Below are 16,574 nucleotides of genomic sequence, written 5' to 3' on the forward strand. Positions count from 1 at the left end.
CACCTTCGGCGCGGGGCGCGAGCCCCGACTTTCCAGAGTGTTTTTCCCGTCCACGGTTCTTTTGCCTGAGAGATTTCGGGCGATTTCCCCTTCGGCGACAGCTTTCGCTGTTCTCTCCCGCAAACAGGTGGGACTCAGAGTTCCGAGCCCCCGACGCGCCATCCATAGCCCGTCAACGACACCTTGTCACCTCCCTGCGACATCCATTGCACATCGACCTTCGTCTGACGCATCTCGTTCCCGCAAAACTGCTGCAGACCGCTGGTCGAGCCCCGAAGGGTGCTCTTGGGCGAGGTGCATTGGCCGACAAGTCTTCGCTAACCACGCCGGTCGTGCCCCGCTGAGTGGTGTAGCTCGGCGGTAGCGAAGCCGCTCGCGAGCGCGCCCTCAACAGCGCCGTAGCGAGCGAGCGGCGTAGCGGTGGTCATCGATGTTCTTCGGTAGGGTTGGGTTGCTGACACAACCTGATTCGAAGGAAGCACCGATGACCGACGACATGATGGACCTGCGCACGCTCGTGGAGAAGACCCCCGACGCCGATATCTTGCGCGAGATGATCGGCTTTGCCGCTGAGCGGCTGATGGAGCTGGAAGTGGGCGCGGCGACCGGCGCGGCCCATGGCGAGAAGAACCCGCTGCGGCTTGTCCAGCGCAACGGCTATCGCGACAGGGACTGGGAGACGCGGGCCGGCACGGTCGAGCTGCGCATCCCAAAGCTGAGGAAGGGCTCCTACTTCCCCAGCTTCCTGGAGCCGCGACGCATGGCCGAGAAGGCGCTCACCGCGGTCATCCAGGAGGCCTACGTGCAGGGCATCTCGACGCGCTCGGTCGACGACCTGGTCAAGGCGATGGGCGCGAGCGGCGTCTCCAAAAGCCAGGTGAGCCGGCTCTGCGAGGAGATCGACGGCAAGGTGAAGGCCTTTCTCGAGCGGCCGATCGAGGGCGATTGGCCATACCTGTGGATCGACGCCACCTACCTGAAGGTGCGCCGCGGTGGCCGCATCGTCTCGGTCGCCGTCATCATCGCCGTCGGCGTCAACGCGGACGGCCGCCGCGAGGTGCTGGGCATGGAGGTCGGCACCTCCGAGGCCGAGCCGATCTGGACCGAGTTCCTGCGCAAGCTGACCCGTCGCGGCCTGCGCGGCGTCAAGCTTGTCGTCTCCGATGCTCATGAGGGCCTCAAGGCCGCCGTCACCAAGGTGCTCAGCGCCACATGGCAGCGCTGCCGGGTCCACTTCATGCGAAACGTGCTGGCGCACGCCGGCAAGAGCGGCCGCAGGGTCGTCTCGGCCTTCATCGCGACCGCCTTCGCCCAGGAGACGCCCGAGGCTGCCAGCGCCCAATGGCGTGCCGTCGCCGACCAGATCCGGCCGAAGGTGCCGAAGCTGGCGACAATCATGGACGAGGCCGAGCCCGACGTGCTGGCCTACATGACCTTCCCCAAGGAACATCGCACCAAGCTCCACTCGACGAATCCGATCGAGCGTCTCAACGGCGAGATCAAGCGGCGCACCGAGGTCGTCGGCATCTTCCCCAATGACGATGCCATTGTCCGTCTCGTCGGCGCGTTGCTGCTTGAACAGAATGATGAATGGGCCGTGCAGCGGGCGCGCTACATGACTCTTGAGACCATCAGCCAAATGAGCGATGATCCGCTCATCAGCCTGCCGGCAGTGGCGCGCTGATCAATTCCGGCCCATGCCGGAGAGCACGGCGACCAATGCCGTCAGCTACACCACTCCAGTGGGCACGATCACCACGCCGTTTGCCGGTTTCTCAAGACACTTCTGATAGAGCAGGATGCAATAACGCTTTGGGTCTGCCGACGGCGGCGATGGGCAGGGACGACAAATGGGCGAATTGATCATGAGCGCTCCTGTGGCGGGGCTGATCTCCAAGAACCGAATCACGGCCGAGGACGTGACGATGCTGCGGCGCGAAGTATTCGCCGACGGCGTTGTTACGCGGGGCGAGGCCGAGGCATTGTTCGCGCTCGAACAGACGGCGCGCGACAAATGTCCGGAATGGGCGCCCTTCTTCGTTGAGGCGGTGACCGACTACATCGTCCGCCAGGAAAAGCCGGAGGGCTATATCTCGCAGGAAAATGCCGACTGGCTGGTTCGCACCATCTCGCGCGACGGCATGGTCGACAGCCGCACCGAACTCGAACTTCTGGTGCATGTGCTGGAGGAAGCCAAAACCTCGCCCAGCCTGCTGGCGGCCTATGCGCTGGAGCAGGTCGCCCATGCCGTGATCGACGGCAAGGGGCCGCTGATGTTGGGCGGCCAGTTGGTTCCGGGGCTGATCGCCAAGGCAGAGGTCGACCTGCTGCGCCGCATCCTTTATGCCTATGGCGGCGACGGCAACATCGCCATCACCAGGGCCGAAGCCGAGATCCTGTTCAAAATCAACGACAAGACCGCGGCGGCCAACAACGACCCGTCCTGGAACGCTCTCTTCGTCAAGGCGATCGCCAACTATGTGATGTGTTCGGCCGGCTACGAGCCGCCGACGCGCGAGGCGGCTCTGCGCCACGAGAGCTTTCTCCAGCACGCGGAACCGGAGATCGGCAGCTTCTTCAGCCGCATGGTGTCGGGCGGGCTCGCCGGCATCATGGAGGCCTACCATTCGCCCGCTGACGTCGAGGCGGACTGGGAAGCCAAGAACAGGGCTGCGGAGGCGCTCGCGCGCCGCGCCGAAACGATCGACGCCGGCGAGGCCAAATGGCTCGCCGACCGCGTCGGCGGCGACAAGCGGCCGCTGCGGGAGAACGAACGCGCGCTGCTGACGTTGATCAAGCATGCTTCGCCGGAAATCCATCCGGCTTTGAAGCCGCTGCTCGACAAAGTCGCCTAGGGTCTTGACCGCCAATGAGACGTCGATCGGAGTCCTTCAAGCGATGATATCTTGGATCAATTGAGTCAGAGGGGCTTCGTCGCCGGAAAAACTATCGATCATCGCTTTCATGACTCGGTCACGCTCCAGCTTATCGTCGTCGAACTCATATCCGGCGTTGTCAGTTAGTATTGCTAGAAACGCCAATTGAGTACGACCGTTACCCTCCCGGAACGGATGGATTGCGTTGATCTCGGCAAGAACGTGCGCCACGCCGGCAGCAAAAATCTCCGGCTTCGCACCAACATAGTGGCTGGCCGCCGAGAGTTCCGCGAAAACACGCCGCATTTCGGTCTCGATATACTCGGGATAGCAAAACCAGTTACCGTCCTTGCCGATGCGAATGGTGCGCGGCTCGCCGGCCCACGCATAGACATCTTGAAACAGGTGGCGATGCAGAGCCCGATAATGCGAATAATCCAGATCTCCAGATGGAAATGCTTCGTCGGCGCGGGTTAGGAAAAGCGCGAGCTCGAATTCATCAAGCTTGGCTTGGTCGTGAATATCGAGGATGTTCCGCAGGACTGTTGTCCCGGGGTAGCATAGAGGGTCGTCCTCAGCGGCATAAATCACAACGCGCTTACTTCTTGTGCGCCTGTTCCTTGATAAGCTTGCGTCGCTCATCCCCGCTCAGCCCCCGCCGCGCGCTTTGCTCAAGGATATGCCCCATCCGAGAGCTCAGTTTCATACCTTCGACAGCGCTGATTTTGGCGCCTCGGTCACTCGTAAGGACATACTGTCCGCTTTTTGCGGAGCGATTTGGTCGGGAGGGCTTTTTCATCGACTCTACGATACCACATGCTGATCAAACGCGAACCCATTGTTTGGTGGGAAGACTTTTGGTTCGAGTTTGGCCGTCGTTCGCATTTTCTGTCGATTCAAATCCCACCATACCAGTCGTAGCCATTGTCTTCCCAATAGCCGCCGCGGCCGCCGCCGATGTTGGCAAAGCCGTCGATCAATTCGATCTTGTAGAGGTATTTCGGCATCTTGTAGCCGAGCTGGCGCTCGACCCGCACGCGCAGCGGCGCGCCGTTCTCGACCGGCAGCGGCTTGCCGTTGAGGCCATAGGCCAGAATCGTTTGCGGATGGCGGGCGTCGACCAGGTCGATGGAGCCGTAGTATTTGATGTCGCCGGAGAGGCTGCGGTCAATCGTGTCCAGGCAGTGGAACATGACGTAGCGTGCCTGAGGCTTCACGATGGCCTGGTCGAGCACGAGCGACAGCGGCGTGCCGGTCCATTTGGCGATGCAGCTCCAGCCTTCGACGCAATCGTGGCGCGTGATCTGAGTGCGGCTCGGCATGTTCTGCAACTGCTCGCGGGTGAGCGACAGCGGTTTCTCGACAAGGCCGGTAACCTCCAGACGCCAGTCGGAGAAATTCTTCGTGAGCAGGTTCTTGTAGGCGTCGTCGTCGGGTGCGGTAATGCCGTTCGGACGCTGCGGCTGGCGGATGTCGGCCTCGGTGAATTCCGGTGCCAGCGCATCACGGCCGGCAAGCAGCCGCTGCGCGCGCCAGGTCAGGCCGTTGGCGTTTTCGAGGAAGCTGCGCAGGCCGCCACCTACGCCAAGTCCGCTGTCGAAGGCATCGCAGCCGGATAGCGCGATTCCCGACAAGCCGAGGCTGGCAGAGGTCAGGAACTTCCTCCGGCTCATCTGGAACTTGGGGTCGATCTGGAATTTCGCCATGTCAGGCGCTCCTCTCGGACGCTTCGCCGTGCTCGGCGGGCGGATCGGTTCGGTACCAGCCGGTGATGATCGAGCGCAGCTCGTTGATCGGACCGGCGGCGAGGATCATCAGCATGTGGATGATGAAGAAGAGGACGAGCAGTACCATGACGGTGAAATGGATGGTGCGCGCCGTCTGTCTGCCGCCCAGAACTTCATTGAGCCACGGCAGAACCGAATTCATGCTCGGCGACATGGCAAGACCGGTGATGATCATCAGCGGCAAAAGCACGAAGAGCACACCGCCATAAGCCATTTTCTGCAGCGTGTTGTATTCGCGCGTGTGATGGAACTTCAGCTTCGCGTGGTCGACGATGTCGCGCGGCAGCCTGCGCAGATCCTCCAGGCGCGGCGCGAGATCGCGCCGGATATGGCCGTTGACCAGGCCGGCGACCAGCCAGACGAGCAAAGTGGCGGAGAGCAGCCAGGCGAAGAAGAAATGCACGACGCGGGCGGTGCCGAGGTCGTAGTAGGAGGGGATCGTCGCCCAAGCGGGGAAGGCGCGCGGCGTCTCCTGGCCGGGAGGCCCCGACCAGCCAAGCACCCCGGTCGTATCGAAGCGATGGCCGAGGATCTCGGTGAAGCCGCGCGGTCCGCTGTCGGTGTTCTCGGCGCCGATCTTGAGGATCGTGTTGTTGTACTCGAAGCCCGATTCCTTGCCGACATAGAGCTGCGGGCGGGCGTTGAAGATCTGCAGGCCGGAAAGCAGCATGAAAAACAGCGAGAAAGCCCACAGCCAGTGGGTGAGCCGCGTCCAGCGCGACTGCCGGTAGATCAGCGTCGCCTGTTTCGGCGAGGCTTCCGCTTCCGCGGTGGGTTGGCTCCTGGCAACCGATCCCATCATTGTCCTCCGGCCGCGTGCTCCGTCGCGGCATCAACTCATTGTCTTCCCCCAATACGTTGCGGGACAAGGTGATGTTTCACGCCATCACGGATTTATTACGGTGAGCCGAGAGTGACGGCGAGGTTGACCGCGGCGGCGACGATCACCGTGTTGAAGAAGAACGACAGGATCGAGTGGACAAGCACGACACGGCGCATATGCGAAGTCGTGATACCCGTATCGGCGGTTTGCGCGGTCATGCCGATGACAGTCGCGAAATAGAGGAAGTCGGACCCTTCCGGCCGTTTGCCGCCCGGAAAATCGAGGCCGCCGACCGGATCCTTCTTCTTGCCTTTCCCGTCGACGTCATCGCCGTTCATCCAATAAACATGCGCGTAATGCAGCGCCGCCATGGCGTGGATGGTGAACCAGCCAAGCGGGATCGACAGCAGCGCGAACGTCAGTTCGACCGGATGCGCGCTGCCCTTCTGGTTGATAAGCTGAAACAGGGAGCCAAGGGCGATGCCTACGACGAACAGGGTGACCGCAAAAATCAGCAACACCGGAAGGTCGGTGGCGCGCGCGTTCTTGCTGAGGTAGCGGCCGGTAAGCCTCGGCATCAGGGCGAGCACGAGGCCGATATAGGCGACGAAGAAGGCGTTGGCGCCGATCGAGTAGGCGAGCGGCGCACGCAGCAGCAGCGCAGTCGCTAGCGCCACGGCTCCGACGATCGCGGCGACGGCGAACTGCATGTGCCGGTACAGCGGTGGTTTGACGGAGGTGTCGTCAACCATGGCCAGCCTTGCGAAAGCGTTCAGCCCGGTGTGGCGGATTTCAGGGCCCACCGCAAGATGCGGTCAAGCTCGCCAAGAAAGCGCGAGCGGTCCTGCGGCGTGAAGGCGGCGTTGAAGCCGCGGCTCTCGCCGGTCTCGCGCAGATGCTGCTTGAGATCGCGCATGGCCACCGCCATTCCAATGGTTTCGGGCGTGAAGAGACGGCCGGTGGGTCCCAGCACATGCGCGCCGAGCGCAACCGTGCGTGCCGCAAGCGGGATATCGGCCGTCACGACGATGTCGTTGGACTTGGTATTTTCCACAATCCAGTCGTCCGCGGCATCCGCGCCCTTTGAGACGACGACATTGCGGATCATCGGATCGCGGGAAGGGCGCAGGCCGCCATTGGAAACGTAGGTGACCAGGACGCCATGGCGCTCCGCCACCTTCTCGACCTCGGCCTTGACCGGACAGGCATCGGCGTCGACGTAGATGGAGGGTGCAGGCAATCGTCTCTCCAACGCAACAAGGGGCCAGCAATAGCCGGCCCCTTGCATGAAACCCTGGAATTGTCAGCCCGCCAGGGCGCCGGACTTCTTCGCGGTCCAGGTGGCGATATAATCCATCAGGCCGGGATTGAGGCAGTCATAGGGTTCCAACCCGATCGACTTCAGCTGGGAGCGAATGCTGTCCATCCGGCTCGGGTCGACGCCGGATTCGATGATCGACGACACGAAGGCGGCAAAGCCCGGTGGCGACCAGCCATCCTCCTCGAAACGCTCGGGATGAATGAAGGACAGCCCCTTGAACGGATGGTCGCGCTCTACCGGTCCGTACATGTGAACGCCGCAATTGGTGCAGGCGTGGCGCTGGATGAGCGCTGCCGGGTCGACCACCTTCAGCTTGTCGCCATTCTCGGTGACGGTGACGTCGCCGGTGCCGGCAACGGCCACGACCGAGAACACAGCACCCTCAGGCTTCCAGCATTTGGTGCAGCCGCAGGCGTGGTTGTGGGCGATCTGGCCCTTGACCTTCACCTTCACCGGATTGCTGGTGCAGGCGCAGACCAACGTGCCGCCGGCAAAGCTCGCGCTTTCCTTCGGCAGGCCATTGTCGATTTTCGGATGCAGTTTTTCCGCCATTCGTATTTCCTCCCATGTTTGCCAGGCCGCGGGCGTGGTCGCCGGCGGCCGCTGGCTTTCCTCAGTAAACCACGACACTCCGGATCGACTTGCCCTCATGCATGAGGTCGAAGCCCTTGTTGATGTCTTCGAGCTTCAGCGTATGGGTGATCATCGGGTCGATCTGGATCTTGCCTTCCATGTACCAGTCGACGATCTTCGGCACGTCGGTGCGGCCGCGCGCGCCGCCGAAGGCGGTGCCCATCCAACTGCGGCCGGTCACCAACTGGAACGGCCGCGTCGAAATCTCCTGGCCGGCGCCGGCGACGCCGATGATGATCGACTTGCCCCAACCGCGATGCGAGGCTTCGAGCGCCTGGCGCATCACCTTGGTGTTGCCGGTGCAGTCGAAGGTGTAGTCGGCGCCGCCGATCTGGTCGGCGCCGCGCTTGGTCATGTTGACCAGGTAAGGGACGATGTCGCCGTCGATCTCCTTAGGGTTGACGAAATGCGTCATGCCGAATTTCTCGCCCCAGGGCTTCTTGTCGTTGTTGACGTCGACGCCGATGATCATGTCGGCGCCGGCAAGCTTGAGGCCCTGGATGACGTTGAGGCCGATGCCGCCAAGCCCGAACACCACCGCGGTAGCGCCCTGCTCGACCTTGGCGGTGTTGATCACCGCGCCGATGCCGGTGGTGACGCCGCAGCCGATGTAGCAGATCTTGTCGAAGGGGGCGTCCGCATTGACCTTGGCCAGCGCGATCTCTGGCAGCACGGTGAAGTTGGAGAAGGTCGAGCAGCCCATGTAGTGGAACAGTTTTTCGCCGCCGACCGAGAAGCGCGAGGTGCCGTCCGGCATCAAGCCCTGTCCCTGCGTGGCGCGGATCGCCGTGCACAGGTTGGTCTTGCGCGACAGGCAGGACGGGCACTGCCGGCATTCCGGCGTGTAGAGCGGAATGACGTGGTCGCCCTTCTTGAGCGAGGTGACGCCCTTGCCGACGTCGACGACGATGCCGGCGCCTTCATGGCCCAGGATCGCCGGAAACAGGCCTTCCGGGTCGGCACCCGACAGCGTGAACTCGTCGGTGTGGCAGATGCCGGTCGCCTTGACCTCTACCAGCACCTCGCCCTCGCGCGGACCTTCGAGGTCGACCTCCATGATCTCCAGCGGCTTTCCGGCGGCGACAGCTACTGCAGCACGCGTTTTCATGAGGCTTTTCCTCCCAAGGCAATCTTAAAGTTTCAGGTTACGACAGGCTGCCAAGCCCGCCCGGCGAAGCGAGTAACAGCCTGCCATCAATCATACGCCCGCTACCACATTAGCGGGTTCGGGGGTAAGGGCAATGTTTCTTGCGACGTTTTTCGGCGCTTCTGCAATCCTGCGGCTTCAACCGCAAAGGGCAAAATCTCCAGACCCTTGAGACGCCCCGGAATAGCCCATAGAACTTGGAAGACTTCGCCGGAGGACGACATCCGAATGTTCAAGAAGATCCTGATCGCCAATCGCGGCGAGATCGCTTGTCGCGTGATCAAGACGGCGCGCAAGATGGGGATTGCCACCGTCGCGGTCTTTTCGGACGCCGATCGCGACGCCGTTCATGTCGAGATGGCCGACGAGGCCGTGCATATTGGCTCATCGCCTGCCGCGCAGAGCTATCTCCTGCCTGAGAAGATCATTGCCGCCTGCAAGGAAACCGGCGCTCAGGCGGTGCATCCCGGCTACGGATTTCTCTCCGAGCGCGCCTCCTTTTGCGAAGCGCTGGAAGACCAGGGCATCGTCTTCATCGGTCCGAAGCCCAAGGCCATTCGTGCCATGGGCGACAAGATCGAATCGAAGAAATTCGCCAGCCAGGCCAAGGTGTCGACCGTGCCCGGCTGGCTGGGAGTCATCGAAAATGCGGACCATGCCGAGAAGATCGCCGGCGAGATCGGCTATCCCGTCATGATCAAGGCCTCGGCCGGCGGCGGCGGCAAGGGCATGCGCATCGCCTGGAGCAAGGCGGAAGTGCGCGACGGCTTCGAGCGGGCGCGGTCGGAGGCAAAAAGCTCGTTCGGCGACGACCGGGTCTTCCTGGAGAAGTTCGTCGTCGACCCGCGCCACATCGAGATCCAGGTGCTGGCAGACGCGCATGGCAATGCGCTCTATCTCGGCGAGCGCGAATGTTCGATCCAGCGGCGCAACCAGAAGGTGGTCGAGGAGGCGCCGTCGTCATTTCTCGACCCCAGGACGCGCAAGGCGATGGGCGAGCAGGCCGTGGCGCTGGCCAAGGCCGTCGACTACCAGAGCGCCGGCACGGTCGAGTTCATCGTCGACAAGGACAAGAACTTCTATTTCCTCGAGATGAATACGCGATTGCAGGTCGAGCATCCGGTGACGGAGCTCGTCACCGGCATCGACCTGGTCGAGCAGATGATCCGCGTTGCCGCCGGCGAGAAGCTTGGGATCAAGCAAAACGACGTCACGCTCAACGGCTGGGCCGTCGAGAGTCGTCTCTATGCCGAGGATCCATATCGCAATTTCCTGCCCTCGATCGGCCGGCTGACGCGTTACCGCCCGCCGCAAGAGGGGACGTTCGGCAATGTCGTGATCCGCAACGACACCGGCGTCACCGAAGGCTCGGAAATCTCGATGTTCTATGACCCCATGGTGGCCAAGCTGTGCACCTGGGCGCCGACGAGGCTCGAGGCGATCGACGCCATGTCGGAGGCGCTGGACAGCTTCATCGTCGACGGCATCGAGCACAATATTCCCTTCCTGGCGGCGCTGATGCAGCACCGGCGCTGGCGGGAAGGGCGGCTCTCGACCGGCTTCATCGCCGAGGAGTATCCGCACGGTTTCACCCAGGTCGCACCGGATGGCGAGGAAAGGGGGGTGTTTGCCGCGATCGCCACCGCGATCGAGCTGCTGCGGCGCGACCGGCTCGATCGTCTCGGCGGACGGCTGGCGCCGCATTCCGGCCACCTCAAGCGCGACTGGGTGGTGAAGCTCGGCGCCGACTATCTTCGGGCCTGCGTCGTCGACGGCATGATCTCGATACCCATGGAGGTCGATTTGTCGATCGACGGCGGCAAGCCCATCACCGTCGCCTCGGACTGGCGCCCAGGTGACGCGATCTGGCAGGGCAGCGTCGGCGGCAACAGACTCGCGGCGCAGATCCGGCCGGTGCCGAACGGCCTTCGCATCGCCTGGAAGGGCATGTCGGTGACGGCGCGCGCCATGCTGCCGCGCATTGCAGAACTCGAACAGCTGATGCCCGAGAAGCTGGCGCCCGATACCTCGAAAATGCTGCTCTGCCCGATGCCCGGCCTCGTTGTGTCGATCGCCGTTGCCGAAGGACAGGAGGTCAAGGCGGGCGAGACGCTGGCCGTGGTCGAGGCGATGAAAATGGAAAACGTGCTGCGCGCCGAGCGCGATCTCACCGTCTCAAAGCTCAACGCCAAGCCCGGTGACAGCCTGGCGGTGGACGCCGTGATCATGGAGTTCGCCTGATGCTGCGAGGGCAGGTTCCCCACCCAGCCCCCACCCTCGCTCCGGCGCCACCTTCACTCAACATGCCGGACTCACTGCGCGGCGACCATGAAGCGCTTCACAATGCGGTAGCGACGGGTTTCGGGGGAAGACGGGCCTGTTTCGCTGGCACATGGGCCGCCGGGCGACTAGATTAGGGCCGAGCCGAGATTCTCGAAGACAAGCAAGGGCCTAAGTCGATTGGCAGACGCAGGAACGACACGCGATCCGCTGAAGCAGGAAGCCATGGAAAGGGCGAGCCGACCGGAGCTGCCGGCGCGCACCTTCATCCATTTGCGGGTGCATTCGGCCTATTCGCTGCTGGAAGGCGCGCTGCAGCTCGGCGCCATCGTCGGCCACGCGGTCAAGAACGAAGCGCCGGCGATCGCGGTCACCGACACCAACAATCTGTTCGGTGCGCTGGAATTCGCGCAGAAGGCGGTCAAGGACGGCATCCAGCCGATCATCGGCTGCCAGATCGATCTCGCCTTTTCCGGCGAGGCTGTCGAGGCGCAGCGCGATCGCCGCCGTCACGGTCCCGAGATGTCGCCGATCGTGCTGATCGCCGCGACCGAAGCCGGCTATGCCAATCTTGTCCGGCTGATCAGCCGGGTCTATCTGGAGACGCCCCCCGGCGAGCCGGTGCATCTGACCAGCGCGATGCTGGAAGGCTTGTGCGACGGCTTGATCTGCCTGACCGGCGGTCCGCGCGGCCCGATCGGCAGCGCGCTGAAGGCGGATCGCCGCGATCTCGCCGAGCAGCGGCTCCTTGCCCTCAAGGCGCTTTTCGGCGACCGGCTCTATGTCGAGCTCGAGCGCGTTCAGGGCTACGACCGTGCCGTCGAGAAGTCGACGGTCGACCTCGCCTACAGCCATGAGCTGCCGCTGGTCGCGACCAACGAAGCCTTCTTCTCCAAGCGCGAGGACTATGAGGCGCATGACGCGCTGATCGCCATCGCCGAGGGCTCGGTGGTCGCCGCCGACAACCGCCGGCGGCTTTCGCCGGACAATTTCCTGCGCGAGCAGGCCGAGATGGCGCGGCTTTTCTCGGACCTGCCGGAGGCGATCGACAACACGGTCGAGATCGCGATGCGCTGCTCCTATTATCCGAAGAACCGCAGCCCGATCCTGCCGCGCTTCACCGGCGCCGATGCCGCGGACAAGGACGCGGCGGAAAAGGCCGAGGCGGCTGAACTCGCCCGCCAGGCTCGCGAAGGGCTGGAGGCACGGCTTGCGGCGCATGGGCCAACCCCGGGCTACACGGTGGAGCAATATCGCGAGCGGCTCGAGTTCGAGCTCGGCATCATCGAGAAGATGAAGTTCCCGGGTTACTTCCTGATCGTTGCCGACTTCATCAAATGGGCGAAATCGCAGGGCATCCCGGTCGGGCCGGGCCGTGGCTCCGGCGCCGGATCGCTGGTCGCCTATTCGACGACCATCACCGATATCGATCCGCTGCGCTTTTCACTGCTGTTCGAGCGCTTCCTCAACCCCGACCGCGTGTCGATGCCCGACTTCGACATCGACTTCTGCCAGGACCGGCGCGAGGAGGTGATCCGCTACGTTCAGCAGAAATACGGCCGCGACCAGGTCGGCCAGATCATCACCTTCGGTACGCTGCAGGCTCGCGCCGTGCTGCGCGATGTCGGCCGCGTGCTGCAGATGCCTTACGGCCAGGTCGACAAGCTTTCCAAAATGGTGCCGCAGAACCCGGCCAATCCCGTCAAGCTGGCCGATGCCATCGCCAACGAGCCTCGCTTCGCCGAGGAGGCCGAGAAAGAGCCGATCGTGCAGACGCTGCTCGAAACGGCGCAAAAGCTCGAGGGCCTCTACCGTCATGCCTCGACGCACGCCGCCGGCATCGTCATCGGCGATCGGCCGCTGTCGGAACTGGTGCCGATGTATCGCGATCCGCGTTCGGACATGCCGGTAACCCAGTTCAACATGAAATATGTCGAGCAGGCGGGGCTGGTGAAGTTCGACTTCCTCGGCCTGAAGACGCTGACGGTGCTGGAAACGGCCGTGAAGCTCATCCGCCGGCGCGGCGTCGACATCGATCTCGCGACGATACCGCTCGACGACAAGGACACTTACGCCATGCTGTCGCGCGGCGAGGTGGTCGGCGTGTTCCAGGTTGAAAGTGCGGGCATGCGCAAGGCGCTGATCGGCATGCGGCCGGACTGCATCGAGGACATCATCGCACTGGTCGCGCTCTACCGACCCGGCCCGATGGAGAACATCCCGACCTACAATGCCAGAAAGCATGGCGAGGAGGAGATGGCCTCGATCCATCCCAAGATCGACCATCTGGTGAAGGAGACCCAAGGCGTCATCGTTTACCAGGAACAGGTGATGCAGATCGCGCAGGAGCTTTCCGGCTATTCGCTGGGCGAAGCCGACCTGCTGCGCCGCGCCATGGGCAAGAAGATCCGCGCCGAGATGGACAAGCAGCGCGAGCGCTTCGTCACGGGTGCGGTCGAACGCGGCGTCGGCAAGGCGCAGGCCGACTTCATCTTCGACCTTCTGGCGAAGTTTGCCGATTACGGCTTCAACAAGTCGCACGCTGCCGCCTATGCGGTCGTCTCCTATCAGACCGCCTACCTGAAGGCGCATTATCCGGTCGAATTCCTGGCGGCGTCGATGACGCTCGATATGGGCAACACCGACAAGCTTGCCGATTTCAGGCAGGATGCGATGCGCCTCGGCATCGAAGTGGTTGCGCCTTCGGTGATGACCAGCTTCCGCCCCTTCGAGGTCGGCGAGAACAAGATCTTCTATTCGCTGGCGGCGCTGAAGGGCGTCGGCGATGCGGCGGTCGAGCACATCGTGCAGACGCGCGGCGAAAGGCCGTTCAAGAGCCTTGCCGACTTCTGCGAACGGGTCGATCCGAAGATCGTCGGCAAACGCGTTTTCGAGAGCCTGATCATGGCCGGTGCGCTGGATTGCTTCGGACATGACCGCGCCGCCATGATGGCCGGCGTGGAGCGCATGATGGGGCTGGCGTCTCTAGCGCAGCAGAATGCCATCTCCGGCCAGGCGGATATCTTTGGTGCCTCGCTCGGTGCGCAGTCGCAGGCGCTCAACCTCCCGGCCACCGATCCCTGGCTGGCCGCAGACAAGCTGCACCGCGAATTCCAGGTGGTCGGCTTCTACCTGTCGGCGCATCCGCTCGACGAATACAAGGCGGCGCTGCAGAAGATGCGGGTGCAGAACTGGGCGGAGTTTTCGGCGGCGGTGAAACGCGGCGCCGCCGCCGGCCGGCTTGCCGGCACCGTCACCACCAAGCAGGAGCGCAAGACCCGCACCGGCAACAAGATGGGTGTCGTGCAGTTTTCAGATACGACCGGACAGTATGAAGCCGTGCTGTTCTCGGAAGGACTGGCGCAATATCGCGACATGCTGGAGCCAGGCCGCTCGGTTGTGATCACGGTCTCGGCGGAAGACCGGCCGGAAGGCATCAATCTTCGCATCCAGACGGTGCAGTCGCTGGAGGACGAGGCCAGCCGCATCCAGAAGGCGCTGCGCATTTTCGTGCGCGACGCCCAGCCGATCAGCACCCTTGCCAACCAGCTCGCCGTAAAGGGCGAAGGGCAGGTGAGTTTCGTGCTCATCAAGGAGGCCGGACAGGGCGAGGTCGAGATCGAATTGCCCAACCGCTATCGCATCTCGCCGCAGGTCGCATCGGCCATGCGCGCGGTTCCCGGCGTGGTGGAAGTGGAACTGGTCTAGCTCAGGGAGTCGCGGCTTCGGCTTCGGCCACCCGCGGCGTTTTGCGCTGCAGATTTAGCAGATTGCCCAACAGGATCAGCATGGCGCCGCCGGCGGTGAAGACGTCGATCTGTTCGTGGTAAAGCAGCCAGCCGACCAGCGCCGACAGCGGCACGCGCAGGAAATCCATCGGCGAAATGATGGTGGCGTCGGCATAGGCGAGCGCGCGGGCCAGGCAGAAATGCGATGACATGCCGGTGAAGGCGATGACGACGATCCATGGCCAGAGCGCAAGCGACGGATTGCGCCATTCATAGAGCGCCGGGATGAGGCCGATTGCCGACTGGATGAGCAGCATCCAGAAAATGATGCGCACGACGCTGTCGGTGCGTGTCAGCGATTTCACCAGCACCATCGAGATGCCGAAACAAACGGCGGCGCCCAGCACCACCAGATGGCCTGGATCCATGGAGCCGGCACTGGGGCGCACGATGATCACCACGCCGACCAGTCCGAGCACGATCGCTGCCAACCTTGGCTTTGAGAGCCGCTCGCCGAGAAAGCTGACGGCCAGGATGGCAGTCCAGATCGGCGTCGTGAATTCGATCGAGATCAGCACCGCGAGCGGGATCAGCGTCAGCGCATAGAGCCATGCTGCCTGGCCGGTATAGTGGATGACATTGCGGGCCACATGGGCAAGCGGGCGCTTCGTGCGCATTGCCGCGAAGCCGCCATTCATCATCACCAGCGGCAGCAGGATGAAGAAGCCGATCACCGAGCGAAGCTCAAGGACCTGGAACACGTTCAACTCGGCTGTCGTCTCGCGCCCGGCAATGGACATGCCCAGGAAGGAGGCGATCGAGAGCGCCATCCAGAGCGCCGCCCTGGGGATCGAGGGAGTGGGTGCCATCGGCGCTATGTGGCAAGCCGGGGCTTTCGCCGCAACCGGTAGCCACGGCATTCCACTGGGCCAGAGGGCAGTGTTTCTGTTCTAACCTCCGGCGAGCGACAGCCCGCGCGCTCGTTCGCGCAGCAATTCGAGCAACTGATTGCGCCGCGGTTCCGGCGTGTCGATCGGCAGCACGAAACAAAGCGTCCTGTTGATGGCGCCGTGGCCGTCGCAGATGGGGGCTGCCATGCACCAGGTGAAGCGGTCGGCAAGCGCCGAGGTCTCGCTGAAGCCCTGCATGCGCGCCTGGTCGACATCGGCGAAGAAATCCTGCGGAGCGATTATGCGTCCGTCGGGCAGCTTGTAATCCTCGGCCGGGATGAAGCTCTTCAGATCCGGCGGGCTCATATGGCCGACCAGCAGCCGCCCCGATGCCGTCCACGGGATCGGCACCTCGACGCCGACGTCGCTGGAGATGCGGAACGGACCGGGGGAGTCGCGGCAATCAAGGACGACGTATTTGTTGCCGCGCAGGCCGCAGAGTTGAACGGTCTCGCCTGTCTCGGCCGCCATCCTATCGAGGGTTTCGAGGATGCGGCGATAGTGGGCATTGTGATGCGAATAGGCCCAGCCGAACAGATGCATCGCCCGGCCGAAATAGACGTAGCCCTCGGAACCGACATTCTCCAGCATCTCGGCGTCGAGCAAGCTGTTGACTATCTCGTATGTCGTCGAACGCGGCGCGTTGATCATCTTGGCGATGTCGCCGACCCGCATCGGCGAGCGATGCTTGAGCAGCGCTTCGAGCAGCATGATGACGCGATCGATGCCGCGCCGCCGCTCGCCGCCCTGCGGCTGTACGCCGGCACCCGCCCCGATCGGTTCAGTCGCACCGTCAGTCATATCTGTCGCCCAGGATCATTTTTTCGGTCCTCGTCTCAAGGCGCTTGAAAGATGTCAAGGCTCAGTCTAGCATCCGCCTTGTCCGATATACAGACACATTGTCTGAAATATCGGACAAACTAACAAGACGGACAGAGAAGTCCAGACGGGAAACGAGCGGTCTCCGCGGCGCGGCGACCGGGGCGTTTCGTCGTCCCGACCCCGCATGTCCGGACACAACCACAGAAG

General features: G+C 63.2%; 13 protein-coding genes and 1 riboswitch. Of the genes, 4 read left to right on the forward strand and 9 right to left on the reverse strand.

Translation table 11 applies throughout. The features are described from left to right. Positions 1-43 precede the first annotated feature (43 nt). A riboswitch (glycine riboswitch) is annotated at positions 44-130 on the reverse strand. A gap of 354 nt (positions 131-484) precedes the next feature. Next, the gene (locus tag EJ074_RS28220; protein WP_127863054.1) at positions 485-1,684 is read left to right on the forward strand and encodes an IS256 family transposase; all 1,200 of its coding nucleotides are present in this window, start codon (positions 485-487) and stop codon (positions 1,682-1,684) included. A gap of 166 nt (positions 1,685-1,850) precedes the next feature. Then, positions 1,851-2,855, forward strand: coding sequence for a hypothetical protein (locus EJ074_RS28225; RefSeq protein ID WP_095807238.1), 1,005 nt, complete (start codon positions 1,851-1,853; stop codon positions 2,853-2,855). Between the two features lie 36 nt (positions 2,856-2,891). Here EJ074_RS28225 and EJ074_RS28230 read toward each other — a convergent pair whose 3' ends face one another. The 7 genes from EJ074_RS28230 to EJ074_RS28260 all read right to left on the reverse strand — a co-directional run bounded on the left by EJ074_RS28230 (position 2,892) and on the right by EJ074_RS28260 (position 8,548). Next, on the reverse strand, positions 2,892-3,518 hold the full coding sequence (locus EJ074_RS28230; RefSeq protein ID WP_095807239.1) for a Fic family protein: 627 nt from the start codon (positions 3,516-3,518) through the stop codon (positions 2,892-2,894). A 254-nt stretch (positions 3,519-3,772) separates the two neighbouring features. After that, positions 3,773-4,582 carry a molybdopterin-binding protein gene (locus tag EJ074_RS28235; RefSeq protein WP_095807240.1) on the reverse strand — a complete coding sequence of 270 codons (810 nt, stop codon included), beginning with the start codon at positions 4,580-4,582 and terminating at the stop codon, positions 3,773-3,775. 1 nt (position 4,583) lies between these two features. Next, a complete protein-coding gene (locus EJ074_RS28240) occupies positions 4,584-5,462 on the reverse strand; it encodes a cytochrome b/b6 domain-containing protein (RefSeq protein ID WP_095807241.1) in 879 nt (292 codons plus the stop codon). A gap of 98 nt (positions 5,463-5,560) precedes the next feature. Next, complete coding sequence (locus tag EJ074_RS28245) at positions 5,561-6,238, reverse strand: DUF1345 domain-containing protein (RefSeq protein ID WP_095807281.1); 678 nt, start codon at positions 6,236-6,238, stop codon at positions 5,561-5,563. A gap of 20 nt (positions 6,239-6,258) precedes the next feature. Then, positions 6,259-6,726, reverse strand: a complete 468-nt coding sequence (locus EJ074_RS28250; RefSeq protein ID WP_165350028.1) for a YaiI/YqxD family protein — start codon at positions 6,724-6,726, stop codon at positions 6,259-6,261. A 63-nt stretch (positions 6,727-6,789) separates the two neighbouring features. Further along, the gene (gene gfa / locus EJ074_RS28255; protein WP_095807243.1) at positions 6,790-7,359 is read right to left on the reverse strand and encodes an S-(hydroxymethyl)glutathione synthase; all 570 of its coding nucleotides are present in this window, start codon (positions 7,357-7,359) and stop codon (positions 6,790-6,792) included. Between the two features lie 61 nt (positions 7,360-7,420). Continuing rightward, complete coding sequence (locus EJ074_RS28260; protein WP_095807244.1) at positions 7,421-8,548, reverse strand: S-(hydroxymethyl)glutathione dehydrogenase/class III alcohol dehydrogenase; 1,128 nt, start codon at positions 8,546-8,548, stop codon at positions 7,421-7,423. 267 nt (positions 8,549-8,815) lie between these two features. Between EJ074_RS28260 and EJ074_RS28265 the strand changes: the two genes are divergently transcribed. Beyond that, positions 8,816-10,828: an acetyl/propionyl/methylcrotonyl-CoA carboxylase subunit alpha gene (locus tag EJ074_RS28265; RefSeq protein WP_095807245.1), complete on the forward strand. Its 2,013-nt coding sequence runs from the start codon at positions 8,816-8,818 to the stop codon at positions 10,826-10,828. Between the two features lie 264 nt (positions 10,829-11,092). Continuing rightward, positions 11,093-14,575 (forward strand): DNA polymerase III subunit alpha, encoded by a 3,483-nt coding sequence (gene dnaE, locus EJ074_RS28270; protein WP_095806184.1) that lies wholly within the window; start codon positions 11,093-11,095, stop codon positions 14,573-14,575. Position 14,576: 1 nt separating this feature from the next. Here dnaE and EJ074_RS28275 read toward each other — a convergent pair whose 3' ends face one another. Together EJ074_RS28275 and EJ074_RS28280 are read right to left on the reverse strand one after the other, a co-directional pair. Beyond that, on the reverse strand, positions 14,577-15,464 hold the full coding sequence (locus EJ074_RS28275; RefSeq protein WP_095806132.1) for a DMT family transporter: 888 nt from the start codon (positions 15,462-15,464) through the stop codon (positions 14,577-14,579). 81 nt (positions 15,465-15,545) lie between these two features. Beyond that, a complete protein-coding gene (locus EJ074_RS28280; RefSeq protein ID WP_095806131.1) occupies positions 15,546-16,346 on the reverse strand; it encodes an IclR family transcriptional regulator in 801 nt (266 codons plus the stop codon). Positions 16,347-16,574: the final 228 nt, after the last annotated feature.

It is taken from the genome of Mesorhizobium sp. M3A.F.Ca.ET.080.04.2.1, from assembly GCF_003952525.1.
Lineage (GTDB): Bacteria > Pseudomonadota > Alphaproteobacteria > Rhizobiales > Rhizobiaceae > Mesorhizobium.

What these genes read in the sequence shown, in the direction of transcription:
- EJ074_RS28230 (WP_095807239.1), bottom strand. Translation starts at nt 3,518, where the DNA reads ATGAGCGACGCAAGCTTATCAAGGAACAGGCGCACAAGAAGTAAGCGC.
- EJ074_RS28260 (WP_095807244.1), bottom strand. Translation starts at nt 8,548, where the DNA reads ATGAAAACGCGTGCTGCAGTAGCTGTCGCCGCCGGAAAGCCGCTGGAG.
- EJ074_RS28280 (WP_095806131.1), bottom strand. Translation starts at nt 16,346, where the DNA reads ATGACTGACGGTGCGACTGAACCGATCGGGGCGGGTGCCGGCGTACAG.
- EJ074_RS28220 (WP_127863054.1), top strand. Translation starts at nt 485, where the DNA reads ATGACCGACGACATGATGGACCTGCGCACGCTCGTGGAGAAGACCCCC.
- dnaE (WP_095806184.1), top strand. Translation starts at nt 11,093, where the DNA reads ATGGAAAGGGCGAGCCGACCGGAGCTGCCGGCGCGCACCTTCATCCAT.
- EJ074_RS28240 (WP_095807241.1), bottom strand. Translation starts at nt 5,462, where the DNA reads ATGGGATCGGTTGCCAGGAGCCAACCCACCGCGGAAGCGGAAGCCTCG.
- EJ074_RS28265 (WP_095807245.1), top strand. Translation starts at nt 8,816, where the DNA reads ATGTTCAAGAAGATCCTGATCGCCAATCGCGGCGAGATCGCTTGTCGC.
- EJ074_RS28225 (WP_095807238.1), top strand. Translation starts at nt 1,851, where the DNA reads ATGGGCGAATTGATCATGAGCGCTCCTGTGGCGGGGCTGATCTCCAAG.
- gfa (WP_095807243.1), bottom strand. Translation starts at nt 7,359, where the DNA reads ATGGCGGAAAAACTGCATCCGAAAATCGACAATGGCCTGCCGAAGGAA.
- EJ074_RS28275 (WP_095806132.1), bottom strand. Translation starts at nt 15,464, where the DNA reads ATGGCACCCACTCCCTCGATCCCCAGGGCGGCGCTCTGGATGGCGCTC.
- EJ074_RS28245 (WP_095807281.1), bottom strand. Translation starts at nt 6,238, where the DNA reads ATGGTTGACGACACCTCCGTCAAACCACCGCTGTACCGGCACATGCAG.
- EJ074_RS28235 (WP_095807240.1), bottom strand. Translation starts at nt 4,582, where the DNA reads ATGGCGAAATTCCAGATCGACCCCAAGTTCCAGATGAGCCGGAGGAAG.